The organism is Staphylococcus aureus (assembly GCF_001027105.1).
Lineage (GTDB): Bacteria > Bacillota > Bacilli > Staphylococcales > Staphylococcaceae > Staphylococcus > Staphylococcus aureus.
This window is the reverse complement of sequence record NZ_CP011526.1, coordinates 2,656,664-2,682,926: the sequence shown is the minus strand read 5'-3', so window position 1 is coordinate 2,682,926 and position 26,263 is coordinate 2,656,664. Positions and strand designations below refer to the sequence as shown.

Sequence of the window (26,263 nt, the reverse complement as noted above, 5' to 3'; positions counted from 1 at the left end):
TTACGTCATGCTTGTTTTGTTTACTTAAATATAAGCTAAGTAATAAGTAGATAATTACTAACAACAATAACTAGATAGATAAGTGTAAATTTCTTGTAAACAGGTATATAATAGTATGTAATTCTTTGAAGGAAGTAAGTGAGGAAGGAGTATGTTGATGGCTAAATATCGAGGGAAACCGTTTCAATTATATGTAAAGTTATCGTGTTCGACAATGATGGCGACAAGTATCATTTTAACGAATATCTTGCCGTACGATGCCCAAGCTGCATCTGAAAAGGATACTGAAATTACAAAAGAGATATTATCTAAGCAAGATTTATTAGACAAAGTTGACAAGGCAATTCGTCAAATTGAGCAATTAAAACAGTTATCGGCTTCATCTAAAGAACATTATAAAGCACAACTAAATGAAGCGAAAACAGCATCGCAAATAGATGAAATCATAAAACGAGCTAATGAGTTGGATAGCAAAGACAATAAAAGTTCTCACACTGAAATGAACGGTCAAAGTGATATAGACAGTAAATTAGATCAATTGCTTAAAGATTTAAATGAGGTTTCTTCAAATGTTGATAGGGGTCAACAAAGTGGCGAGGACGATCTTAATGCAATGAAAAATGATATGTCACAAACGGCTACAACAAAACATGGAGAAAAAGATGATAAAAATGATGAAGCAATGGTAAATAAGGCGTTAGAAGACCTAGACCATTTGAATCAGCAAATACACAAATCGAAAGATGCATCGAAAGATACATCGGAAGATCCAGCAGTGTCTACAACAGATAATAATCATGAAGTAGCTAAAACGCCAAATAATGATGGTTCTGGACATGTTGTGTTAAATAAATTCCTTTCAAATGAAGAGAATCAAAGCCATAGTAATCGACTCACTGATAAATTACAAGGAAGCGATAAAATTAATCATGCTATGATTGAAAAATTAGCTAAAAGTAATGCCTCAACGCAACATTACACATATCATAAACTGAATACGTTACAATCTTTAGATCAACGTATTGCAAATACGCAACTTCCTAAAAATCAAAAATCAGACTTAATGAGCGAAGTAAATAAGACGAAAGAGCGTATAAAAAGTCAACGAAATATTATTTTGGAAGAACTTGCACGTACTGATGATAAAAAGTATGCTACACAAAGCATTTTAGAAAGTATATTTAATAAAGACGAGGCAGTTAAAATTCTAAAAGATATACGTGTTGATGGTAAAACAGATCAACAAATTGCAGATCAAATTACTCGTCATATTGATCAATTATCTCTGACAACGAGTGATGATTTATTAACGTCATTGATTGATCAATCACAAGATAAGTCGCTATTGATTTCTCAAATTTTACAAACGAAATTAGGAAAAGCTGAAGCAGATAAATTGGCTAAAGATTGGACGAATAAAGGATTATCAAATCGCCAAATCGTTGACCAATTGAAGAAACATTTTGCATCAACTGGCGACACGTCTTCAGATGATATATTAAAAGCAATTTTGAATAATGCCAAAGATAAAAAACAAGCAATTGAAACGATTTTAGCAACACGTATAGAAAGACAAAAGGCAAAATTACTGGCAGATTTAATTACTAAAATAGAAACAGATCAAAATAAAATTTTTAATTTAGTTAAATCGGCATTGAATGGTAAAGCGGATGATTTATTGAATTTACAAAAGAGACTCAATCAAACGAAAAAAGATATAGATTATATTTTATCACCAATAGTAAATCGTCCAAGTTTACTAGATCGATTGAATAAAAATGGGAAAACGACAGATTTAAATAAGTTAGCAAATTTAATGAATCAAGGATCAGATTTATTAGACAGTATTCCAGATATACCCACACCAAAGCCAGAAAAGACGTTAACACTTGGTAAAGGTAATGGATTGTTAAGTGGATTATTAAATGCTGATGGTAATGTATCTTTGCCTAAAGCGGGGGAAACGATAAAAGAACATTGGTTGCCGATATCTGTAATTGTTGGTGCAATGGGTGTACTAATGATTTGGTTATCACGACGCAATAAGTTGAAAAATAAAGCATAATTATATTGGGGGAAGAGCATCTATATATTTTTTTAAGTATATAAGACGTCTTATTTCCCCTTAATTTATTGTGAAGTATATGCAAAATGCAATGAATAGATTGTCCATCATTTTAACGTTATAATGAATTTAACGACTTAGAACTACACAAGTAAAGGAGAATGAAGATGTCTCGAAAAACGGCGCTATTAGTTTTGGATATGCAAGAAGGTATAGCGAGTAGTGTACCTAGAATAAAAAATATTATTAAAGCGAATCAGAGAGCAATTGAAGCAGCAAGACAACATCGAATACCAGTCATTTTCATACGTTTAGTGTTAGATAAGCATTTTAATGATGTCTCCTCGAGTAATAAAGTGTTTTCAACAATTAAAGCTCAAGGATATGCGATTACTGAAGCAGATGCATCTACACGAATACTTGAAGATTTAGCACCACTAGAAGATGAGCCGATTATTTCTAAGCGACGCTTTAGCGCATTTACAGGTAGTTACTTGGAAGTTTATTTACGTGCAAATGATATTAATCATTTAGTATTAACGGGTGTCTCTACAAGTGGAGCTGTATTGAGCACGGCATTAGAAAGTGTAGATAAAGACTATTATATTACTGTTTTAGAAGATGCTGTTGGTGATAGATCAGATGATAAACATGACTTTATTATTGAACAAATTTTATCACGCTCATGTGACATTGAATCCGTAGAGTCATGGAAAAGTAGTTTATAGTTAATATAACGTCAATTAAAGCTCGGCAGTAATGTTTGAGAATAAGTACATTTGCTCATATTTATAAAATGTGTGAGATGGCAATTGAAACGGATATGATGAGGAACATTTGAACATAAAATAATATATTTATATAAAACGACCCGAGGCGTTCGAACTGAATGCCTCGGGTTTAATTGAATAAGAAATCGGACTTATGAACAGAAATATGTTTAAGTCCGAACTCCTTGTTTATACTTATAAATTTTACGGGTTTAATATAATACTTATTTACCTGTAATATATGATAATTCTTCAGCGGCAGCTGCGTTGATAGTTCTATGAGAAATGATACCTAATCCTTTAACATTGGATTCTGAAATAACGATAGAACCATCACTGTTAACTTTTTCAACAAATGCTACATGACCGTAATGTTGATCTGCACCAAATTGTCCAGCCTCAAATACAACAGCAGCATGACGTTTTGGTGTATGACTTACTTGATAATCACGGTATTGAGCTCGATTATTCCAATTATGTGCATCACCTAAATCACCTGAGATAGATGTACCAAATTGTTTCATACGGTTATATACGTACCAAGTACATTGGCCATGTGGATATGGCATACTATCAGATACCTCACGGAAAGGTTTGAATTCATCTGATGAATCATCATAATCCTTGATAGAACGTTCATATTTATCTAAATCTGGCATGCGTTCATCGTCAAACTGAGTTAATTGATAGTGTTTAATAATACTGTTTAATTTCTTAGCATAGTTTGGATCTGTAGCATATGTTTTAGATAGGTGTGATGTTGCATCTTTATAAGAATCGGCTTCCGATTTCCATGTTGGTTTATAAATTGTTCGATTGCCATCAATACCATTTTTAATAAGGTCAGAGTAATCTTTTAGTGATTCTTTCGTGCTTGGATATTTTCGGAATCCAGCATTAATACTATACAATTGATTACCATCAGCTTCTAATGTGTTAAAAGGAACAGAATTCCCTTCAAAAGCACCTTTGATACCGAATAAATTATGGTTTGGTGACTTAGCTAAAGCACTACGACCTGAGTCAGATTCTAAGATTGCTTGGGCAATCATGACAGACGCATAAATATCGTTATCTTGACCAATGCGATGTGCATCTTTAGCAATTGATTTGACAAATTGACGTGTATCTTTTGAGTCAACAACGTTAAATTGTCCGCTATCATCATTGTTAGATATACTAGGATCTGTTTCGAATAATGATGTTGCACGTGTATCCTTTTGATTAACATCGTTATTGAATGATTGAGCAGGTTTAGATTTATGTTTCAATTCATCTTGTGTTGGTAACTGTGGATTCTTTGTATTAGATTTTTCATTTTTGTCTTTTTTAGATTGAGATGCATAATCTTTTTGTGTTTTCTTTGCATCTTCACTGTATTGATCCAAAATAGAGTCTAAAGCCGAATCTGACATTGATTGATTATCTTTCGATGAAGATTTTTGATTTGCTTTATCGTCACTTGCTGGTTGACTATTTGATTGATTAGGTTGTGTTGGCTTTGGCGAATTTGGTTGCTTATTAGATGTACTTGGTTTTGTATTGTTTGATTTAGGTGCTTTTTGATTGTCTGCTTTATCTTGTTTAGATGATTGCGTATCAGTGTCATTTTTGATGCTATTGTCACTGTTTTTATTCGAATCATTTGTTGACTTTTCGCCATTACGAGGTTGTTCGTAATCAGAAATATCCGAATTTAAATTGAATAAGTTTTGGATTAAAGTTGTTAATGAGTAATTATCATCGTATTTATTTTTGGTTAGCAATTGGTTTATATTGGTTTGTGGTAAATTCTTATAAATAAAATCAATGATATTGTTAGAGTCTGAAGTGCTGTCGTCTATAGTTTTAAATTTTTTGTCGTTATTGTCTTGGTTACTTGTATTATTTTTGTCTGCTTTATCAATATCTTTACTTGTAGTATCCTTAGAAGTTTCATCGTCATTAGATTTTTTTGAATCATGAGATGTTGTCTTAGCTGTAGTATCTTTTTGAGGTGTATCAGCATAAGCGGTAGGTGAAACTAAAGTAGGTAATACGAGCGTAGTTGATAGCAAATAAATTAAAATTTTATTTTTAGGCATATTTCGTATTCTCCCTTGAAAAATATAATAATTAAGTGTGATAATAAACTATGATTTGTTATAATTTATCGTATGCTGAAAATAGTTGATAGGTATCAATCGACTAAATATCTTCCAGTAAATTGATTATACTAATTCACAACGCAAAAATAAATTAATTTACAAAAAATATATAAAAAATATGAATAATTCCTACATAGGAGTGTGACAATGAAGAACGCATTTAAATTATTTAAAATGGATCTGAAGAAAGTAGCTAAGACGCCAGCTGTGTGGATTATCTTAGCAGGCTTAGCTATTTTGCCATCGTTCTACGCTTGGTTTAACTTATGGGCAATGTGGGATCCATATGGCAACACGGGACACATCAAGGTCGCAGTCGTTAATGAAGATAAAGGCGACACAATCAGAGGGAAAAAAGTTAATGTCGGTAATACGATGGTTAATACACTCAAGAAAAATAAAAGTTTTGATTGGCAGTTTGTAAGTAGAGAGAAAGCTGATCATGAGATAAAAATGGGTAAATATTTTGCAGGTATTTACATCCCATCTAAGTTTACACATGAAATTACAGGGACACTACGTAAGCAGCCTCAAAAAGCAGATGTAGAATTTAAGGTGAATCAGAAGATTAACGCTGTTGCGTCTAAGCTAACAGATACTGGTTCGTCAGTTGTCGTTGAAAAAGCGAATGAACAATTTAATAAAACAGTAACTCGAGCATTATTAGAAGAAGCTAACAAAGCAGGTTTAACTATTGAAGAAAATGTGCCGACAATTAACAAGATAAAAAATGCGGTATATTCAGCAGATAAAGCTTTACCTAAGATTAATGACTTTGCGAATAAAATTGTATATTTGAATAACCACCAAGCGGATTTAGATAAATATGCCAATGATTTTAGAAAACTAGGAAATTATAAAGGTGATATTTTAGATGCTCAGAAAAAATTAAACGAAGTCAATGGTGCTATTCCGCAACTTAATGAAAAGGCTAAGTTGATATTAGCTTTAAATAATTATATGCCGAAAATTGAAAAAGCGTTAAATTTTGCAGCTGATGACGTGCCAGCGCAGTTCCCTAAAATTAATCAAGGACTTAACATTGCGAGTCAAGGTATTGATCAAGCTAATGGACAGTTAAATGATGCCAAAGGCTTCGTCACACAAGTTAGAAGTAGAGTCGGTGATTATCAAGATGCAATTCGACGCGCGCAAGATTTAAATCGAAGAAACCAGCAACAGATTCCTCAAAATAGCGCGGCGAACAACGAAACATCAAATAGTGCACCTGCAGCTGGTAATGGTGTAGCATCAACGCCACCAAGTGCACCAAGTGGCGATACTGCACCAAATAATAATGTTACGCAAAATACCGCACCAAATAGTAATAATGCGCCTGTATCGACTACACCACAAAGTACAAGCGGGAAAAAAGATGGTCAAAGTTTTGTAGATATAACAACAACACAAGTCAGCACAGCTAACGAGAACACACAAAACATTACAGATAAAGATGTTAAATCAATGGAAGCGGCATTAACGGGCTCTTTATTATCATTATCAAATAATTTAGATACCCAAGCGAAAGCCGCACAAAAAGATAGTCAGGCATTACGTAATATTTCGTATGGGATTTTAGCATCGGACAAGCCTTCTGATTTTAGAGAGTCTTTAGATAATGTTAAGTCCGGTTTAGAATACACAACGCAATATAATCAACAATTTATCGATACATTAAAAGAGATTGAGAAGAATGAAAATGTTGATTTATCAAAAGAAATTGATAAGGTAAAAGCAGCTAATAATCGAATTAATGAATCATTAAGGTTAGTTAATCAATTAAGCAATGCATTAAAGAATGGTAGTTCAGGAACTGCTGAAGCTACTAAATTACTAGATCAACTTTCAAAACTAGATTCATCATTATCATCATTTAGAGATTATGTTAAAAAAGATCTTAACAGCTCTTTAGTATCAATATCACAACGTATTATGGATGAATTGAACAAAGGGCAAACTGCATTATCCAATGTTCAGTCTAAATTAAATACAATTGATCAAGTCATTAACAGTGGACAAGCTATTTTAAAAAATGGTAAAACACGTATTGATCGCTTACAAACAGTATTACCAAGTATTGAACAACAATACATTAGTGCTGTTAAAAATGCTCAAGCAAACTTCTCGAAAGTGAAAAGTGATGTAGCTAAAGCTGCTAACTTTGTGCGCAATGACTTACCACAGTTAGAACAGCGATTAACTAATGCGACAGCAAGTGTGAATAAAAATTTACCAACGTTATTAAATGGTTATGATCAAGCGGTAGGATTACTAAATAAAAATCAGCCACAAGCGAAAAAGGCTTTATCAGATTTAGCTGATTTTTCTCAAAATAAATTGCCTGATGTTGAAAAAGATTTGAAAAAAGCGAATAAAATTTTCAAGAAATTAGACAAAGATGATGCAGTCGACAAATTAATCGACACACTTAAGAATGATTTGAAAAAGCAAGCGGGTATTATTGCAAATCCTATTAATAAGAAGACTGTTGATGTTTTCCCAGTTAAGGATTATGGTTCAGGTATGACACCATTCTATACTGCACTGTCAGTATGGGTAGGTGCACTCTTGATGGTAAGTTTATTAACGGTTGATAATAAACATAAGAGTCTAGAGTCAGTCTTAACGACAAGACAAGTGTTCTTAGGTAAGGCAGGATTCTTTATAATGCTTGGTATGTTGCAAGCACTCATTGTATCGGTTGGAGATTTGTTAATCCTAAAAGCAGGAGTTGAGTCACCTGTATTATTTGTACTTATAACGATTTTCTGTTCGATTATTTTCAACTCAATCGTATATACGTGCGTATCATTACTTGGTAACCCAGGTAAAGCCATTGCAATCGTATTGCTTGTATTACAAATTGCAGGTGGTGGGGGAACATTCCCAATTCAAACTACGCCACAATTTTTCCAAAACATTTCGCCATACTTACCATTTACGTATGCAATTGATTCATTACGTGAAACAGTAGGCGGTATTGTTCCGGAAATCCTAATTACAAAATTAATTATATTAACGTTATTTGGTATAGGATTCTTCGTTGTAGGTTTAATTTTAAAACCTGTAACAGATCCATTGATGAAGCGCGTATCTGAAAAAGTTGACCAAAGTAACGTTACAGAATAAAAATTAAATCCACACATTAGGGTTATAGCTCCTTAATGTGTGGATTTTTATGTTTTTAGACAGAAGAGATAGTAATTTCTGTCTTTTATGGGACGGTTGTTATCATTGCTATTATCCAGGATGACTTACTATAGCACTAATATTACCGACAAAGTGAATATCCTCGTCTTCCGTAGTTAAAATAAAGCTAGAACCTTTTTGGATGTCATAGTGCTTATCGTTTACTGTTAAAGTACCAGTACCATCGATAATTGTAACTAAGCAATAAGCATGTGGTTTATTGAATTTTAAATCTCCATGAATATCCCATTTATATACTGCAAAATATTGATTATCTACAAATTGAGTTACAGTGTGTGTGTCGATGTGAGTTGTTATAGGAGTAGTATTTGGTTCATGATTGCCTAATTCAATCACATCTTTACTTTGCTCTAAGTGCAAATCACGCAATTGACCATTTTGATCTCGTCTATCATAGTCATAAATACGGTATGTCGTATCGGAGGATTGTTGTGTCTCTAAAATTAAAATACCCGAACCAATGGCATGGACAGTGCCAGCAGGAACATAATAAAAGTCACCGGGCTTAACAGGTATACGTTTGAAAAGACTGTCAAATTCATGATTATCAATCATGTCTATTAACGTCTGTTTATTATGTGCATGTACGCCATATATAATTTCAGCACCTGGGGCTGCATCTAAAATATACCAACATTCTGTTTTACCTAGTTCGCCTTCGTGTTTTAAAGCGTAGTCATCATCTGGGTGAACTTGAACAGATAATTTATCATTGGCATCTAATACTTTAGTTAGCAGAGGGAAACTATCTCGTGAATCATTATCGAATAATTCACGATGTTGTGACCAAAGTTGATCTAGGGTCATATCCTTGTATGGACCATTGATAATTGTATTAGGACCATTTGGATGTGCAGAAATTGCCCAGCATTCACCAGTTGTTTCATTAGGGATATCATAGTTAAATGCTTTTAATGCATGACCGCCCCAAATTCTGTCTTTAAAAACGGGTTGTAAAAATAATGCCATAGTTAAAACTCCTCTATATTTTCATTAATAAGTTATAAATTTCTGTAGTACTGTTTGCATTAATTAGTGATTGGCGTGTCTCATCATTCATTAACGCTTTAGATAAGCGCTGAAGTATTTTTAAATGTGTATCCTGACTGTTGTTTGGTACGGCAATTAAGAATATCAATTGAGGTAGACTACCATCTAGACTGTCCCATTTAACACCATGATTATTTTTCATAACAGCTACAATCGGTTGTTTTACAACATCAGACTTTGCATGTGGAATGGCCACGTTCATGCCAATAGCTGTCGTAGACTCCATTTCACGTTCTAGTATTGCATTTTTTAAATGCGATGTGTGCTCTACATAACGGCAAATTTTAAGTTTATGAATCAACATATCAATTGCTTCGTTTCGAGACATGTCGTGATCAGTAATTATCATAGTTTGTTGATCAAAAACATGAGAAGGTTTATTGAGATGTGAATGTTTCGCGGTGTTATCTACATTGTCAACCTCTGTATCATGTTGTGTAATATCTGTATCATGAAGTTGCGTGTGTTGCGCTGGTGCATCTACTGCTATAACTGGTGTATTGCGTTTTAATAATAGTACAGTAGTCATTGTGACAAGACTACCTACTATCACTGCAAAGATAAACCATAATACATGATCAATACCACCTAATACAGCCACGATTGGACCTCCATGTGCGACTCTATCGCCGACACCACCAATGGCTGCAATGACTGATGCAATCATTGCACCAATGATGTTTGCAGGTATAATGCGCAATGGATCTTGGGCTGCGAAAGGAATAGCACCTTCAGTAATACCAAATAGTCCCATAGTGAAGGAAGCCTTACCCATTTCTCTTTCGGAATGATTGAATTTATACTTTTGAACAAACGTTGCTAAACCTAAACCGATTGGTGGTGTACATACAGCAACTGCGACCATACCCATAACGGCGTAATTACCTTCAGCAATAAGTGCTGAGCCAAATAAAAATGCTACCTTGTTTACTGGACCGCCCATATCGAAGGCAATCATCGCACCTATAATCATCGCAAGTATAATAATATTAGCACCTTGCATACTTTTTAACCAGGTTGTTAATGCCTCAAAAATATTAGAAATTGGTGCACCGATTAAAAATATAAATATCAATCCTACAACGACCGATGAAATAATGGGAATAATAATGATAGGCATAATTGGTGCCATTGCTTTTGGAACTTTAATATCTTTAATCCACTTTGCGATATAACCTGCTAAGAAACCAGCAACAATACCACCTAAAAATCCTGCGCCTGCATCACTGCCATAAAAACTACCGTCAGCAGCGATAGCGCCGCCAATCATACCAGGAACAAGACCGGGCTTGTCAGCGATACTAACAGCGATATATCCAGCTAGTATTGGAACCATAAATTTAAAGGCTAAACTACCAATGTTTTCAATGGATTTCCAAAATGAATCATCTGGGATGACTAATCCTTTTGATGTCGTTTCACCGCCTAGAGTCAGCGCGATGGCGATAAGGAGTCCACCAACTACGATAAAAGGAACCATAAACGATACACCGTTCATTAAATGTTGATACACCATTTGAATACCATTTTTAGACTTACCGCGATCTTTCGAATGATAATTTGTTTCAGATTGATAAATAGGCGCATCTTGATTAATGATACGTTGAATTAGACCTCTCGGATTATGAATCCCTTCGCGAACATTTTCATTAATCAACCGTTTACCAACAAATCGGGACAGATCAACTTGTTTATCAGCTGCAATTATGACACCGTCAGCTTCTTCGATGTCTTGCGTAGTTAAAACATTTTCAGCACCAACACCGCCCTGTGTCTCTACTTTAATATCCACACCCATTTCTTTTGCTACCTGCTCAAGCTTTTCTTGAGCCATATATGTATGTGCAATGCCATTTGGGCATGAGGTAATAGCTACAATTTTCATAAAATCATCTCCTTTTCTATATTGTAAGCGTATTCTCGATACTAAAAAAAAGAATAATTACCGTTACTAGTGGCAATTATTCTTGTAAGTATTCAAATAACTGTTGCTTTAAACTATGATCATCTAAACTACATAAATGGTTCACTGAATCATCATCCAAGTTAGCAATTAATTGCATCATTTGTTTTGTAAAAGCTTTGTCTTTATGCGAAATCGCTAAGAAAAAGACAAGTTTGACATCGTGTTGTCGCCAAGGAAAAACATCTTTTGTGCGAAAAATAAGCACATGTGATTGTAAAACTTTTTCAGGATCTCCATGAGGAATCGCCATAAAATTACCTATGTATGTAGAAGATGATTTCTCACGCTCTAAAGCTGATTCGATATATCCTTCTACAATCGCATGATGTGCTTGTAATATTTTTTGAGCTTCTTCAAAAATTTGCACAGTATGCCGTGATTTTTGTTCAGTATTTACGACAAGGAAATTGACAGTGTCCATATGATGATGTGCTTGAACCGGATTTTGCTTTTGCTTCACAACGTGTCTGATTTTGTGACGATCATCTTCAGAAAATAATGGTGCAACCTTGATAGTCGTCAGGTGCTTAGGAAGTATGTTTAGCGTTTGTTTAGGAATATCATGGGTCGTTATTAATAAATCTACATTGTCAAAGTGATAGTGTGTTATATTTTCTAGTTTAATCGTATTTATCACTGACAACTCTTCGGATAAGTTATTTATTTTAGTTTCTAAAAAATTCGACACACCTAGACCATAATAACAAGCAATGACTACATTTAATTGTGTTTTGGTACGACGCTCGATGGCAGCTTGAAAATGAATTGTTAAAAATGCAATTTCATCTTCGCTCATCTCTATATCAGTATCAATTGCTAATTTATCAATCGCTTCAAAAAGTGTGTTAAACACAAAGGGATAGAGTTTTTTAATCTCTATAACTAAAGGATTGTTTAAATAAATGTTTTGAGTGATACGTAAATATGCTTTACTAAAATGATTATATAAATTTTGTTGTAAAATCGAATCTTCATTGAAAGGTACATGAATACGTTGCTGCATCAATTCGATTAAGCGATCAATATAACTTTGTATAAATATACGTTCTATGCCAATATCGAGTTTATTAAAATGATAAGCAATAAAGAATGAAAACATATTGATTACTTTTTCGTTCAAGTCATAACCTAATCTTTCGTTGATTTGCTTAATGCAAGATTGAGATATCAATTTTGAATCGTGGTTTAACGTGTCTAGCTCACTTAAAGATTGCTTACGTTTAATGATTAAAATGAGATGAATTAAAAGCTGTTGTATTTGAATATCAGTTGTTTCAATACTATGTTGTTGAAGTGTCTCTTGTATAATATGCGAAATCATCCTTTGGTGTGAATCAGGTAATTCATTTAAAATTAGGTCTTCAACATGTACATGCCCTGATGATAATTGATTTAAATGGATGATGGCATTAGTGATATCATTATCTGTTCCATCGACCACAATACCTTGTTTTTTCTTGATTGTTAAAGCGATATTAAATTTTTGACACCATTGTTGAATTCGAACGAAATAGTCGTTGAGCACAGTTTTAGATAATAGATAATCTTGCTCTAGTTGTTGCAATGTCTGCGATTTATTGTGCATTAGCAGTTGATACGCCATAGATAATAATAGTTTTTCTTTATATGATTGAATATGCGTGTAACGTTCAGTTATCGTTTCTAAGGTATACTGAGATGTATTTAATTGATATCCTTTAGATTTAATACTTACGATGATATCATCCATAAAATTGCTATTGATAACATGGATATCATTGCGAACTGTGCGGTTTGAAACATTGACATGTTTAGCAATTTCATTAGAACTAATGTGCTTTGATGGATTTTTAATAAAAAACTGGAGTAGTTTTAAGTGTCTATCAAGCATTTAACATGTACCTCCTTTCTAAATTTTTCGTGTAAGCGTTTTTAAGGGTGTATTAATATTATTAAACATGAGAGCTTATACATACGTCAATGACATTAAAGCGAACTTTTATATGATTTTAACAGAGTGCGAATTATGCAAATAAAGAACAGCAGTAAGATATTTCAAATAGAAAAATATCTCACTGCTGTTTTTCTGAATTTATGCATCTGGTACTTGTGGACGTATCAGGCAAATGATTAATTTTTAGGTGATTGTGCTTGAGGTGTTTGTTTAGAAGGCGTATTGGTATTATTTGATTTATTAGCAGGTGGTGTGTTCTGTTGTTGATTATTTTGGTTGTTTGTTGACGATTGACTGCCACCACCGTGAGTATTATTTTTATTTGAATTTGAGTCTTTTGGCTGAGCTGGTTGCGTATTCGATGGTACTGTTGAATGGTTGTTAGGAACATTTGACGGTGAAGATGGTTGATTGTCATTAGTAACGTTATTGCCATTATTTTGATTTTTATCTGTTTTGTCTGCACTATCATCTTGTTGATCATTTTCTTCGGTTTCTGTCTTTTTATGCGTAGATTTATTTTCTTGTTCTTGGTTATTACTTGATGATGTAGAATGATTTATTGCAGCATAAATTGCGAACCCAAGTGCTCCGATTAATACGATAATTACGATGGTAATAAGAAGTTTTTTCAAATATAACGCCTCCATGTTAATGAAAAGTAGTTGATACGTGAAGCTAAATAATTTATTTCAATATTGCCATAATCATTTTAAAAAATAAATATTAGAAAAGTAGGCGATATTAATATTTTCATTGTTTTTTGTGTACTTCAATTAGTATAACAAAACTGTTATGTATTTATAAATATAATCATTAGTATTTTTATGGCTGAAAAAGTTATAATAAAAGTGTAAGGAATAAAATATTTGTATGGAAAAGAGAGATAATTATGAATAAAACCAGTAAAGTTTGTGTAGCAGCAACATTAGCATTGGGCACACTGATTGGAGTAACAGTTGTTGAAAATTCGGCGCCAACAAGTAAACAGGCACAGGCAGCAATAACCCCATATTATACTTATAATGGTTATATTGGTAATAATGCTAATTTTATTCTGGATAAGAATTTTATTAACGCGATTAAGTATGATAATGTGAAATTCAATGGTATTAAATTAGCTAAAACGAATACGATAAAAAAAGTAGAGAAATATGATCAAACTTTTAAAGGTGTTTCTGCAAAAGGAAACGAAGCAAGTCAATTGCAATTTGTAGTTAAAAATAATATTTCATTAAAAGATATCCAAAAAGCTTATGGCAAGGACTTGAAAAAAGAAAATGGTAAAACAAAGGAAGCTGATAGCGGTATTTTTTACTATCAAAATGCTAAAAAGACATTAGGCATCTGGTTTGTCGTTGATCATAATAGAGTTGTCGAAGTAACAGTTGGACATACACCATACAAAACAAGTAAATAAAATAATGGCATATTAAGGCTAGAGTGTGAGGAGTGATACCGCATTCTAGTCTTTTTTATTAAATAATAACGATTATTGCGTCTTACATAGTTGTTTGAAATTGATAAAAATGTTTATTTGATTATGATTATTTAAATAGTTATCTCACATATTTCAAGCATTGATTAAGTATATAGAGCACTATTTTGTATTTGTTAATATTTTCACAAAAATAAAGCCTTGATAAATTTTAAAATATAATTAAGCTCAATTTTTAAAATTTTATTTAGCTACAGATAACATTTTTAAAAAAGAAAAGAATCAATAAATAAAATCAACGAACAAAAAGTATAGAAATAAATAGAAATAATCATTTACTTTTCTGAAAAATTAAATTAATATTTTATTTATAAGCTGTTTTTAAGATTTCAGGAGGAATGAAATGTGAGGAAATTTTCAAGATATGCATTTACAAGTATGGCAGCATTAACCTTGTTGAGCACTTTATCACCAGCAGCATTAGCGATTGATTCAAAAAATAAACCAGCTAATTCTGATATTAAATTTGAGGTGACTCAAAAGAGTGATGCGGTCAAAGCATTAAAAGAATTGCCTAAATCCGAAAATGTAAAAAATATTTATCAAGATTACGCTGTTACTGATGTAAAAACTGATAAAAAAGGATTTACGCATTATACATTGCAACCGAGTGTTGATGGTGTTCATGCACCTGACAAAGAAGTGAAAGTACACGCAGACAAATCAGGAAAAGTCGTTTTAATCAATGGGGATACTGATGCGAAGAAAGTAAAGCCAACGAATAAAGTGACATTAAGTAAAGATGACGCAGCCGACAAAGCATTTAAAGCAGTTAAGATTGATAAGAATAAAGCGAAAAATCTTAAAGATAAAGTCATTAAAGAAAACAAAGTTGAAATCGATGGTGACAGTAATAAATACGTTTATAATGTTGAGTTAATTACAGTGACACCAGAAATTTCACATTGGAAAGTTAAAATTGATGCTCAAACTGGCGAAATTTTAGAAAAAATGAACTTAGTTAAAGAAGCTGCAGAAACTGGTAAAGGAAAAGGTGTACTTGGCGATACAAAAGATATCAATATCAATAGTATTGACGGTGGATTTAGCCTAGAAGATTTAACGCATCAAGGTAAATTATCAGCATTTAGCTTTAATGATCAAACAGGTCAAGCAACATTGATTACTAATGAAGATGAAAACTTCGTAAAAGATGAGCAACGTGCTGGCGTAGATGCAAATTATTACGCTAAACAAACATATGATTATTACAAAGACACATTTGGTCGTGAATCATATGACAACCAAGGTAGTCCAATTGTTTCATTAACGCATGTTAATAACTACGGTGGTCAAGATAACAGAAATAATGCCGCATGGATCGGTGACAAAATGATCTATGGTGATGGTGATGGTCGCACATTCACAAGTTTATCGGGTGCAAATGACGTAGTAGCACACGAATTAACACACGGTGTGACACAAGAGACAGCGAACTTAGAATATAAGGACCAGTCAGGCGCTCTAAATGAAAGCTTTTCAGATGTTTTTGGATACTTTGTAGATGACGAGGATTTCTTAATGGGTGAAGATGTCTACACACCTGGAAAAGAGGGAGACGCTTTACGCAGCATGTCAAACCCAGAACAATTTGGTCAACCAGCTCATATGAAAGACTATGTATTCACTGAAAAAGATAATGGTGGCGTACATACGAATTCTGGAATTCCAAATAAAGCAGCTTATAACGTGATTCAAGCAATAGGGAAATCTAAATCAGAACAAATTTACTACCGAGCATTAACGGAATACTTAACAAGTAATTCAAACTTCAAAGATTGTAAAGATGCATTATACCAAGCGGCTAAAGATTTATATGACGAGCAAACAGCTGAACAGGTGTATGAAGCATGGAATGAAGTAGGCGTGGAGTAAAAATATATAAACAAGAAGAAGTAATGTTAAACACTTATAAATAATTAAATTTTAAATACAGCTTATATATGGGGTATACCTACATTGATAATTGACTTTGTAGGTATACCCTCTCTTTGTAATTAGATGAGAGGGGTGTGAGGGTTGTCTGCCGAAAGACTACTCGGCAGTCTAAAATCATTACAAGTAGTAGATATGTGATAATTAAATGCTGACTTAGAATACAAAATTCATTTTAAAAGTTGTCACAAAAAATTTACATGTATTTTTATTATCTTTTGCAAAACAAAGTGTTAAATTATAAATGAAACATGCATGAATTTATTTTTTAATACAAGAAACGTAACTACCAAAGGAGTTTACAATATGAAGAAAAGTAAACGATTAGAAATTGTTTCTACAATAGTTAAAAAGCATAAGATTTATAAAAAAGAACAAATCATTTCATATATTGAAGAATATTTTGGTGTAAGATATAGTGCAACAACAATTGCTAAAGACTTGAAGGAACTAAATATATATCGTGTCCCTATCGATTGTGAGACATGGATTTATAAAGCTATTAATAATCAAACAGAACAAGAGATGAGAGAAAAGTTTAGACACTATTGTGAACATGAAGTTCTAAGTTCAATCATCAATGGTTCATACATTATCGTCAAAACCTCACCTGGTTTCGCCCAAGGCATAAACTATTTTATCGATCAGCTAAATATAGAAGAGATATTAGGTACGGTGAGTGGAAATGACACTACATTAATCTTAACTGCCTCAAATGATATGGCAGAATACGTATATGCAAAATTATTTAAATAGACATGTATCAAATGAATAATAAAAATTTGTTTCGTATCACGTGTACTCAAGTTAGTTACCAAATATTAACTTGTGTACGCGTTTTTTTATGGAAAGAAAGAATTCATAGTCATTCAATTGACTGTATAAAAAACTTTATACAACATGTTTTTATGGGTATTTTTGAATAAAAAATGTATATTTTGACCCAAAATACCTTTATTTATGTATAAAAATCCATTATTATGTATTGTATAACAAAAAGATATGAAATTTTCGACTTTCTTTATGTGAATATAATCACATGTAAGCGTTTGAAGATTGTCTATACTCTAAATGAATTCAAAGATAAAAGGAGGAAATAGACATGACAGATGGTCCAATTAAAGTAAATAGCGAAATTGGAGCTTTAAAAACTGTGTTACTTAAGCGTCCTGGAAAAGAATTAGAAAATTTAGTACCTGATTATTTAGATGGATTACTATTTGATGATATTCCATATTTAGAAGTAGCTCAAAAAGAGCATGACCATTTTGCGCAGGTGCTAAGAGAAGAGGGTGTTGAAGTACTTTACCTTGAGAAGTTAGCAGCTGAAAGTATTGAAAATCCTCAAGTAAGAAGTGAATTTATTGATGATGTATTAGCAGAGTCTAAAAAAACAATATTAGGTCATGAAGAAGAAATTAAGGCATTATTTGCGACACTTTCTAATCAAGAACTTGTAGATAAAATAATGTCAGGGGTACGTAAGGAAGAAATTAATCCGAAATGTACACATCTAGTAGAGTATATGGATGATAAGTATCCATTCTATTTAGATCCAATGCCAAACCTTTATTTTACTAGAGATCCACAAGCCTCAATAGGACACGGTATAACAATCAATCGGATGTTCTGGAGAGCACGACGACGAGAATCAATATTTATTCAATATATTGTAAAGCATCATCCTAGATTTAAAGATGCGAATATTCCAATCTGGTTAGATCGAGATTGCCCATTCAATATTGAAGGCGGCGATGAACTTGTTTTATCTAAAGATGTCTTGGCTATAGGCGTTTCAGAACGTACATCTGCACAAGCTATTGAAAAGTTAGCGCGACGTATTTTTGAAAATCCGCAGGCGACGTTTAAAAAAGTAGTAGCAATTGAAATTCCAACTAGTCGAACTTTTATGCACTTAGATACAGTATTTACAATGATAGATTATGACAAATTTACAATGCATTCAGCCATTTTAAAGGCAGAAGGCAATATGAATATATTTATTATTGAATATGATGACGTAAATAAAGATATTGCCATCAAACAATCTAGTCATTTAAAAGATACTTTAGAAGACGTACTAGGTATAGATGATATCCAATTCATTCCAACAGGAAATGGTGATGTCATTGATGGTGCTAGAGAGCAATGGAATGATGGCTCAAATACATTATGTATAAGACCAGGCGTTGTAGTGACTTACGATAGAAACTATGTATCGAATGATTTATTGAGACAAAAAGGCATTAAAGTCATTGAAATATCTGGTAGCGAGTTGGTACGTGGACGTGGGGGCCCTAGATGTATGAGTCAACCATTATTCAGAGAGGACATTTAACGTAATAAATTATAGAAACGAGGGTGAAAATAATGACAGAAATTCAAAAACCGTATGATTTAAAAGGCAGATCATTATTAAAAGAAAGTGATTTTACCAAAGCAGAATTCGAAGGACTTATTGATTTTGCAATTACATTAAAAGAGTATAAGAAAAACGGTATTAAGCATCACTACTTATCTGGAAAAAATATTGCACTACTATTCGAAAAGAATTCGACGAGAACGCGTGCTGCGTTTACAGTTGCGTCTATTGATTTAGGTGCGCATCCAGAATTTTTAGGAAAAAATGATATTCAATTAGGCAAAAAAGAATCTGTAGAGGATACTGCGAAAGTATTAGGTAGAATGTTCGATGGTATTGAATTCCGTGGTTTTTCACAACAAGCTGTTGAAGATTTAGCGAAGTTCTCTGGTGTACCGGTGTGGAATGGATTAACAGACGATTGGCATCCTACACAAATGTTAGCTGATTTTATGACAATAAAAGAGAATTTTGGATATCTAGAAGGAATAAACTTAACTTACGTTGGAGATGGACGTAATAATATTGCGCATTCATTAATGGTAGCAGGTGCTATGTTAGGTGTTAATGTAAGAATTTGTACACCTAAATCATTAAATCCAAAAGAGGCATATGTTGATATTGCAAAAGAAAAAGCGAGTCAATATGGTGGTTCAGTCATGATTACGGATAATATTGCAGAAGCAGTTGAAAATACAGATGCTATATATACAGATGTTTGGGTATCGATGGGTGAAGAAAGTGAATTTGAACAACGTATTAATTTATTAAAAGACTATCAAGTGAATCAACAGATGTTTGATTTAACAGGTAAAGATTCAACGATATTCTTACATTGTTTACCAGCATTCCATGATACAAATACACTTTATGGACAAGAAATTTATGAAAAATATGGATTAGCTGAAATGGAAGTTACAGACCAAATCTTTAGAAGTGAACATTCAAAAGTGTTTGATCAAGCTGAAAATAGAATGCATACAATTAAGGCAGTAATGGCAGCAACATTGGGGAGTTAATCACTAAATGGAACGATATGAATATGATGTGTCTGATGATATAAGTGTCATGTACAGACACCTCATATTGGTATTAAAGGAGAAATGAATATGAACGAATCAGGAGATAACAAACTCAGTAAATCTTCTTTAATTGGACTAGTTATAGGATCCATGATTGGTGGCGGTGCGTTCAATATAATGTCTGATATGGGCGGTAAAGCCGGTGGATTAGCCATTATTATTGGTTGGATTATTACAGCTATAGGAATGATTTCATTAGCGTTCGTATTTCAAAATTTAACCAATGAACGGCCGGAGCTAGACGGTGGTATTTATAGTTATGCTCAAGCAGGATTTGGCGATTTTGTAGGATTTATCAGTGCTTGGGGATATTGGTTCTCAGCGTTTTTAGGCAATGTTGCCTATGCAACACTATTGATGTCAGCAGTAGGTAACTTTTTCCCGATTTTTAAAGGAGGCAACACATTACCAAGTGTTATTGTCGCCTCGTTACTACTCTGGGGTGTCCATTTCTTGATTTTAAAAGGCGTTGAAACAGCAGCATTTATCAATAGTATTGTTACTGTTGCAAAGTTAATACCGATTTTACTTGTAATCATATGCATGATAATTGCATTCAATTTTGACACTTTTAAAACAGGCTTTTTCAGTATGACGTCAGAGGGTGTATTGCCATTTAGTTGGGCGAGCACAATGAGCCAAGTTAAAAGTACGATGCTAGTGACAGTTTGGGTGTTTATCGGTATCGAAGGTGCAGTAATTTTTTCTAGTAGAGCTAAAAATAAAAAAGATGTAGGTAGTGCCACGGTTATAGGACTTATATCAGTTTTAATTATCTATTTCTTATTAACTGTATTAGCTCAAGGCGTGATTTTGCAAAATCATATTTCGCAATTAGATTCGCCAAGTATGGCACAGGTGCTTGCAACTATTGTAGGTGGTTGGGGATCTACACTTGTAAATATTGGTTTAATTATTTCGGTACTAGGTGCATGGTTAGGATGGACACTGCTTGCTGGTGAATTACCTTTCATTGTTGCAAAAGATGGATTATTTCCAAAATGGTTTGCTAAAGAAAATAAAAATGGAGCACCTGTAAATGCACTGCTTATTACCAATATATTAGTACAATTATTTTTAATAAGTATGCTATTTACACAGAGTGCGTATCAATTTGCATTTTCACTAGCATCAAGTGCTATTTTATACCCTTACATGTTCAGTGCATTTTACCAAGTTAAATACACTTTAGAGCATCGACAGCAAGCAACTACTAAACAATGGACGATTGGTATCATAGCCTCAATTTATGCTATATGGCTTATATATGCAGCAGGTATCAATTACTTATTATTGACGATGTTACTTTATATTCCAGCTCTTCTTGTTTATACAATCGTTCAAAAGAATAATCAGACACGTTTGATTAAATCAGACTATATTCTTTTTATGATTATTATCGTACTTGCAGTTATCGGGTTAATTAAGTTATTGATGGGAACGATAAATGTTTTTTAAAAGGAGCGACAAAAATATGAAAGAGAAAATTGTCATTGCATTAGGCGGTAATGCGATACAGACAACAGAAGCAACAGCTGAAGCACAACAAACAGCTATTAGATGTGCGATGCAAAACCTTAAACCTTTATTTGATTCACCAGCGCGTATTGTCATTTCACATGGTAATGGTCCACAAATTGGAAGTTTATTAATCCAACAAGCTAAATCGAACAGTGACACAACGCCGGCAATGCCATTGGATACTTGTGGTGCAATGTCACAGGGTATGATAGGCTATTGGTTGGAAACTGAAATCAATCGCATTTTAACTGAAATGAATAGTGATAGAACTGTAGGCACAATCGTTACACGTGTGGAAGTAGATAAAGATGATCCACGATTTGATAACCCAACTAAACCAATTGGTCCTTTTTATACGAAAGAAGAAGTTGAAGAATTACAAAAAGAACAGCCAGACTCAGTCTTTAAAGAAGATGCAGGACGTGGTTATAGAAAAGTAGTTGCGTCACCACTACCTCAATCTATACTAGAACACCAGTTAATTCGAACTTTAGCAGACGGTAAAAATATTGTCATTGCATGCGGTGGTGGCGGTATTCCAGTTATAAAAAAAGAAAATACCTATGAAGGTGTTGAAGCGGTTATAGATAAAGATTTTGCTAGTGAGAAATTAGCAACGCTGATTGAAGCAGATACCTTAATGATTCTTACGAATGTAGAAAATGTATTTATTAACTTTAATGAACCTAATCAACAACAAATCGATGATATTGATGTAGCAACACTGAAAAAATACGCGGCACAAGGTAAGTTTGTGGAAGGATCGATGTTGCCAAAAATAGAAGCTGCGATACGATTTGTTGAAAGTGGGGAAAACAAAAAAGTTATCATTACCAATTTAGAGCAGGCATACGAAGCTTTGATTGGTAATAAAGGTACACACATTCACATGTAGCACTTTATCACGCGACAAAACATTAAATATGTTTCTCCGTTGATTCAAATGAAAAAGTTGTCTGCTGACACTTTGCAAGGTTTGAAGGAGTTTAACTTATGACAGAAAACTTTATTTTGGGTAGAAATAATAAATTAGAACATGAACTAAAGGCATTAGCAGATTACATTAATATACCATATAGTATATTACAACCATATCAAAGTGAATGTTTTGTCAGACATTATACGAAAGGCCAAGTTATTTATTTTTCGCCACAAGAAAGTAGCAATATTTACTTTTTAATTGAAGGTAACATTATTAGAGAACATTACAATCAAAATGGAGATGTATATCGTTATTTTAATAAAGAGCAAGTATTATTTCCAATCAGTAACTTATTTCATCCGAAAGAGGTTAACGAATTGTGTACAGCATTAACCGATTGTACAGTTCTTGGATTGCCTAGAGAATTGATGGCCTTTTTGTGCAAAGCTAATGATGATATATTTTTGACACTTTTTGCATTAATAAATGATAATGAGCAGCAACACATGAACTATAACATGGCATTAACAAGTAAATTTGCTAAAGATCGAATTATCAAATTGATATGCCATCTATGTCAGACAGTAGGATACGATCAAGATGAATTTTATGAAATCAAACAGTTTTTAACTATTCAACTCATGAGTGATATGGCTGGGATTTCCCGGGAAACAGCTGGTCATATTATTCATGAACTTAAAGATGAAAAACTTGTTGTTAAAGATCATAAAAATTGGTTAGTAAGCAAACATTTATTCAATGATGTATGTGTTTAATATACAATGTAAAATGAATAAGTTGAACATGAGGTCTAACGTACATTTATACGTTAGGCCTTTTTTGCTAGCATGATGAATAATTTAAAATGTTAGTTAAATTTGATTGTTGAAATTACAGTAAAATTTAAGGTGATGAAAAATTTAGAACTTCTAAGTTTTTGAAAAGTAAAAAATTTGTAATAGTGTAAAAATAGTATATTGATTTTTGCTAGTTAACAGAAAATTTTAAGTTATATAAATAGGAAGAAAACAAATTTTACGTAATTTTTTTCGAAAAGCAATTGATATAATTCTTATTTCATTATACAATTTAGACTAATCTAGAAATTGAAATGGAGTAATATTTTTGAAAAAAAGAATTGATTATTTGTCGAATAAGCAGAATAAGTATTCGATTAGACGTTTTACAGTAGGTACCACATCAGTAATAGTAGGGGCAACTATACTATTTGGGATAGGCAATCATCAAGCACAAGCTTCAGAACAATCGAACGATACAACGCAATCTTCGAAAAATAATGCAAGTGCAGATTCCGAAAAAAACAATATGATAGAAACACCTCAATTAAATACAACGGCTAATGATACATCTGATATTAGTGCAAACACAAACAGTGCGAATGTAGATAGCACAACAAAACCAATGTCTACACAAACGAGCAATACCACTACAACAGAGCCAGCTTCAACAAATGAAACACCTCAACCGACGGCAATTAAAAATCAAGCAACTGCTGCAAAAATGCAAGATCAAACTGTTCCTCAAGAAGCAAATTCTCAAGTAGATAATAAAACAACGAATGATGCTAATAGCATAGCAACAAACAGTGAGCTTAAAAATTCTCAAACATTAGATTTACCACAATCATCACCACAAACGATTTCCAATGCGCAAGGAACTAGTAAACCAAGTGTTAGAACGAGAGCTGTACGTAGTTTAGCTGTTGCTGAACCGGTAGTAAATGCTGCTGATGCTAAAGGTACAAATGTAAATGATAAAGTTACGGCAAGTAATTTCAAGTTAGAAAAGACTACATTTGACCCTAATCAAAGTGGTAACACATTTATGGCGGCAAATTTTACAGTGACAGATAAAGTGAAATCAGGGGATTATTTTACAGCGAAGTTACCAGATAGTTTAACTGGTAATGGAGACGTGGATTATTCTAATTCAAATAATACGATGCCAATTGCAGACATTAAAAGTACGAATGGCGATGTTGTAGCTAAAGCAACATATGATATCTTGACTAAGACGTATACATTTGTCTTTACAGATTATGTAAATAATAAAGAAAATATTAACGGACAATTTTCATTACCTTTATTTACAGACCGAGCAAAGGCACCTAAATCAGGAACATATGATGCGAATATTAATATTGCGGATGAAATGTTTAATAATAAAATTACTTATAACTATAGTTCGCCAATTGCAGGAATTGATAAACCAAATGGCGCGAACATTTCTTCTCAAATTATTGGTGTAGATACAGCTTCAGGTCAAAACACATACAAGCAAACAGTATTTGTTAACCCTAAGCAACGAGTTTTAGGTAATACGTGGGTGTATATTAAAGGCTACCAAGATAAAATCGAAGAAAGTAGCGGTAAAGTAAGTGCTACAGATACAAAACTGAGAATTTTTGAAGTGAATGATACATCTAAATTATCAGATAGCTACTATGCAGATCCAAATGACTCTAACCTTAAAGAAGTAACAGACCAATTTAAAAATAGAATCTATTATGAGCATCCAAATGTAGCTAGTATTAAATTTGGTGATATTACTAAAACATATGTAGTATTAGTAGAAGGGCATTACGACAATACAGGTAAGAACTTAAAAACTCAGGTTATTCAAGAAAATGTTGATCCTGTAACAAATAGAGACTACAGTATTTTCGGTTGGAATAATGAGAATGTTGTACGTTATGGTGGTGGAAGTGCTGATGGTGATTCAGCAGTAAATCCGAAAGACCCAACTCCAGGGCCGCCGGTTGACCCAGAACCAAGTCCAGACCCAGAACCAGAACCAACGCCAGATCCAGAACCAAGTCCAGACCCAGAACCGGAACCAAGCCCAGACCCGGATCCGGATTCGGATTCAGACAGTGACTCAGGCTCAGACAGCGACTCAGGTTCAGATAGCGACTCAGAATCAGATAGCGATTCGGATTCAGACAGTGATTCAGATTCAGACAGCGACTCAGAATCAGATAGCGACTCAGAATCAGATAGTGAGTCAGATTCAGACAGTGACTCGGACTCAGACAGTGATTCAGACTCAGATAGCGATTCAGACTCAGATAGCGATTCAGACTCAGACAGCGATTCAGATTCAGACAGCGACTCAGATTCAGACAGCGACTCAGACTCAGATAGCGACTCAGACTCAGACAGCGACTCAGATTCAGATAGCGATTCAGACTCAGACAGCGACTCAGACTCAGACAGCGACTCAGACTCAGATAGCGACTCAGATTCAGATAGCGATTCAGACTCAGACAGCGACTCAGATTCAGATAGCGATTCGGACTCAGACAGCGATTCAGATTCAGACAGCGACTCAGACTCGGATAGCGATTCAGATTCAGATAGCGATTCGGATTCAGACAGTGATTCAGATTCAGACAGCGACTCAGACTCGGATAGCGACTCAGACTCAGACAGCGATTCAGACTCAGATAGCGACTCAGACTCGGATAGCGACTCGGATTCAGATAGCGACTCAGACTCAGATAGTGACTCCGATTCAAGAGTTACACCACCAAATAATGAACAGAAAGCACCATCAAATCCTAAAGGTGAAGTAAACCATTCTAATAAGGTATCAAAACAACACAAAACTGATGCTTTACCAGAAACAGGAGATAAGAGCGAAAACACAAATGCAACTTTATTTGGTGCAATGATGGCATTATTAGGATCATTACTATTGTTTAGAAAACGCAAGCAAGATCATAAAGAAAAAGCGTAAATACTTTTTTAGGCCGAATACATTTGTATTCGGTTTTTTTGTT

At 33.5% G+C, this 26,263-nt stretch carries 18 protein-coding genes; 13 read left to right on the top strand and 5 right to left on the bottom strand.

Annotation, left to right across the window (positions count from 1 at the left end):
* The first annotated feature begins 157 nt into the window (after positions 1–157).
* Together sasF and AA076_RS13655 are read left to right on the top strand one after the other, a co-directional pair.
* Positions 158–2,065 (top strand): cell-wall-anchored protein SasF, encoded by a 1,908-nt coding sequence (gene sasF / locus AA076_RS13660; RefSeq protein ID WP_001151900.1) that lies wholly within the window; start codon positions 158–160, stop codon positions 2,063–2,065.
* 167 nt (positions 2,066–2,232) lie between these two features.
* Positions 2,233–2,793, top strand: coding sequence for a cysteine hydrolase family protein (locus AA076_RS13655; RefSeq protein ID WP_000088195.1), 561 nt, complete (start codon positions 2,233–2,235; stop codon positions 2,791–2,793).
* 266 nt (positions 2,794–3,059) lie between these two features.
* Here AA076_RS13655 and AA076_RS13650 read toward each other — a convergent pair whose 3' ends face one another.
* Positions 3,060–4,919, bottom strand: a complete 1,860-nt coding sequence (locus AA076_RS13650) for an amidase domain-containing protein (RefSeq protein ID WP_001125611.1) — start codon at positions 4,917–4,919, stop codon at positions 3,060–3,062.
* Positions 4,920–5,129: 210 nt separating this feature from the next.
* Here AA076_RS13650 and AA076_RS13645 point away from each other — a divergent pair, with 210 nt between their 5' ends.
* Positions 5,130–8,111: a YhgE/Pip family protein gene (locus AA076_RS13645; protein ID WP_000785110.1), complete on the top strand. Its 2,982-nt coding sequence runs from the start codon at positions 5,130–5,132 to the stop codon at positions 8,109–8,111.
* 111 nt (positions 8,112–8,222) lie between these two features.
* Here AA076_RS13645 and manA read toward each other — a convergent pair whose 3' ends face one another.
* From manA to AA076_RS13625, 4 genes are all read right to left on the bottom strand, one after another.
* Complete coding sequence (manA, locus tag AA076_RS13640) at positions 8,223–9,161, bottom strand: mannose-6-phosphate isomerase, class I (RefSeq protein ID WP_001173201.1); 939 nt, start codon at positions 9,159–9,161, stop codon at positions 8,223–8,225.
* A gap of 13 nt (positions 9,162–9,174) precedes the next feature.
* On the bottom strand, positions 9,175–11,127 hold the full coding sequence (locus tag AA076_RS13635) for a PTS fructose transporter subunit IIABC (protein WP_000706108.1): 1,953 nt from the start codon (positions 11,125–11,127) through the stop codon (positions 9,175–9,177).
* A gap of 76 nt (positions 11,128–11,203) precedes the next feature.
* Positions 11,204–13,078, bottom strand: a complete 1,875-nt coding sequence (locus AA076_RS13630; protein WP_000887026.1) for a BglG family transcription antiterminator — start codon at positions 13,076–13,078, stop codon at positions 11,204–11,206.
* A 239-nt stretch (positions 13,079–13,317) separates the two neighbouring features.
* Positions 13,318–13,776 (bottom strand): hypothetical protein, encoded by a 459-nt coding sequence (locus tag AA076_RS13625; RefSeq protein ID WP_000734803.1) that lies wholly within the window; start codon positions 13,774–13,776, stop codon positions 13,318–13,320.
* A gap of 257 nt (positions 13,777–14,033) precedes the next feature.
* Between AA076_RS13625 and isaB the strand changes: the two genes are divergently transcribed.
* From isaB to clfB, 10 genes are all read left to right on the top strand, one after another.
* Positions 14,034–14,561, top strand: coding sequence for an immunodominant staphylococcal antigen IsaB (gene isaB, locus AA076_RS13620; protein WP_001044560.1), 528 nt, complete (start codon positions 14,034–14,036; stop codon positions 14,559–14,561).
* A 423-nt stretch (positions 14,562–14,984) separates the two neighbouring features.
* Positions 14,985–16,514: a zinc metalloproteinase aureolysin gene (aur, locus tag AA076_RS13615; RefSeq protein WP_001225019.1), complete on the top strand. Its 1,530-nt coding sequence runs from the start codon at positions 14,985–14,987 to the stop codon at positions 16,512–16,514.
* A 366-nt stretch (positions 16,515–16,880) separates the two neighbouring features.
* Positions 16,881–17,330, top strand: a complete 450-nt coding sequence (locus AA076_RS13610) for an arginine repressor (protein ID WP_000748760.1) — start codon at positions 16,881–16,883, stop codon at positions 17,328–17,330.
* A 2-nt stretch (positions 17,331–17,332) separates the two neighbouring features.
* A complete protein-coding gene (locus AA076_RS15820) occupies positions 17,333–17,500 on the top strand; it encodes a hypothetical protein (protein ID WP_001792441.1) in 168 nt (55 codons plus the stop codon).
* Positions 17,501–17,676: 176 nt separating this feature from the next.
* Complete coding sequence (arcA, locus tag AA076_RS13600; RefSeq protein WP_000129411.1) at positions 17,677–18,912, top strand: arginine deiminase; 1,236 nt, start codon at positions 17,677–17,679, stop codon at positions 18,910–18,912.
* 32 nt (positions 18,913–18,944) lie between these two features.
* Positions 18,945–19,955, top strand: coding sequence for an ornithine carbamoyltransferase (gene argF, locus AA076_RS13595; RefSeq protein WP_000136166.1), 1,011 nt, complete (start codon positions 18,945–18,947; stop codon positions 19,953–19,955).
* A gap of 90 nt (positions 19,956–20,045) precedes the next feature.
* Positions 20,046–21,476, top strand: a complete 1,431-nt coding sequence (gene arcD, locus AA076_RS13590) for an arginine-ornithine antiporter (RefSeq protein ID WP_001005842.1) — start codon at positions 20,046–20,048, stop codon at positions 21,474–21,476.
* A gap of 16 nt (positions 21,477–21,492) precedes the next feature.
* Positions 21,493–22,434 carry a carbamate kinase gene (arcC, locus tag AA076_RS13585; RefSeq protein WP_000660034.1) on the top strand — a complete coding sequence of 314 codons (942 nt, stop codon included), beginning with the start codon at positions 21,493–21,495 and terminating at the stop codon, positions 22,432–22,434.
* 98 nt (positions 22,435–22,532) lie between these two features.
* Positions 22,533–23,237, top strand: a complete 705-nt coding sequence (locus AA076_RS13580) for a Crp/Fnr family transcriptional regulator (RefSeq protein ID WP_000138214.1) — start codon at positions 22,533–22,535, stop codon at positions 23,235–23,237.
* Between the two features lie 349 nt (positions 23,238–23,586).
* Positions 23,587–26,220, top strand: a complete 2,634-nt coding sequence (gene clfB, locus AA076_RS13575) for an MSCRAMM family adhesin clumping factor ClfB (RefSeq protein WP_000745896.1) — start codon at positions 23,587–23,589, stop codon at positions 26,218–26,220.
* The last annotated feature ends 43 nt before the right edge of the window (positions 26,221–26,263 follow it).

Bases quoted from the DNA above. Each gene is read 5' to 3' on its own strand.
- AA076_RS13650 (WP_001125611.1), bottom strand. From the start codon at position 4,919: ATGCCTAAAAATAAAATTTTAATTTATTTGCTATCAACTACGCTCGTA.
- manA (WP_001173201.1), bottom strand. From the start codon at position 9,161: ATGGCATTATTTTTACAACCCGTTTTTAAAGACAGAATTTGGGGCGGT.
- argF (WP_000136166.1), top strand. From the start codon at position 18,945: ATGACAGAAATTCAAAAACCGTATGATTTAAAAGGCAGATCATTATTA.
- AA076_RS13580 (WP_000138214.1), top strand. From the start codon at position 22,533: ATGACAGAAAACTTTATTTTGGGTAGAAATAATAAATTAGAACATGAA.
- AA076_RS13610 (WP_000748760.1), top strand. From the start codon at position 16,881: ATGAAGAAAAGTAAACGATTAGAAATTGTTTCTACAATAGTTAAAAAG.
- arcC (WP_000660034.1), top strand. From the start codon at position 21,493: ATGAAAGAGAAAATTGTCATTGCATTAGGCGGTAATGCGATACAGACA.
- arcD (WP_001005842.1), top strand. From the start codon at position 20,046: ATGAACGAATCAGGAGATAACAAACTCAGTAAATCTTCTTTAATTGGA.
- AA076_RS13655 (WP_000088195.1), top strand. From the start codon at position 2,233: ATGTCTCGAAAAACGGCGCTATTAGTTTTGGATATGCAAGAAGGTATA.
- AA076_RS15820 (WP_001792441.1), top strand. From the start codon at position 17,333: ATGTATCAAATGAATAATAAAAATTTGTTTCGTATCACGTGTACTCAA.
- isaB (WP_001044560.1), top strand. From the start codon at position 14,034: ATGAATAAAACCAGTAAAGTTTGTGTAGCAGCAACATTAGCATTGGGC.
- AA076_RS13635 (WP_000706108.1), bottom strand. From the start codon at position 11,127: ATGAAAATTGTAGCTATTACCTCATGCCCAAATGGCATTGCACATACA.
- arcA (WP_000129411.1), top strand. From the start codon at position 17,677: ATGACAGATGGTCCAATTAAAGTAAATAGCGAAATTGGAGCTTTAAAA.
- AA076_RS13630 (WP_000887026.1), bottom strand. From the start codon at position 13,078: ATGCTTGATAGACACTTAAAACTACTCCAGTTTTTTATTAAAAATCCA.
- AA076_RS13645 (WP_000785110.1), top strand. From the start codon at position 5,130: ATGAAGAACGCATTTAAATTATTTAAAATGGATCTGAAGAAAGTAGCT.
- sasF (WP_001151900.1), top strand. From the start codon at position 158: ATGGCTAAATATCGAGGGAAACCGTTTCAATTATATGTAAAGTTATCG.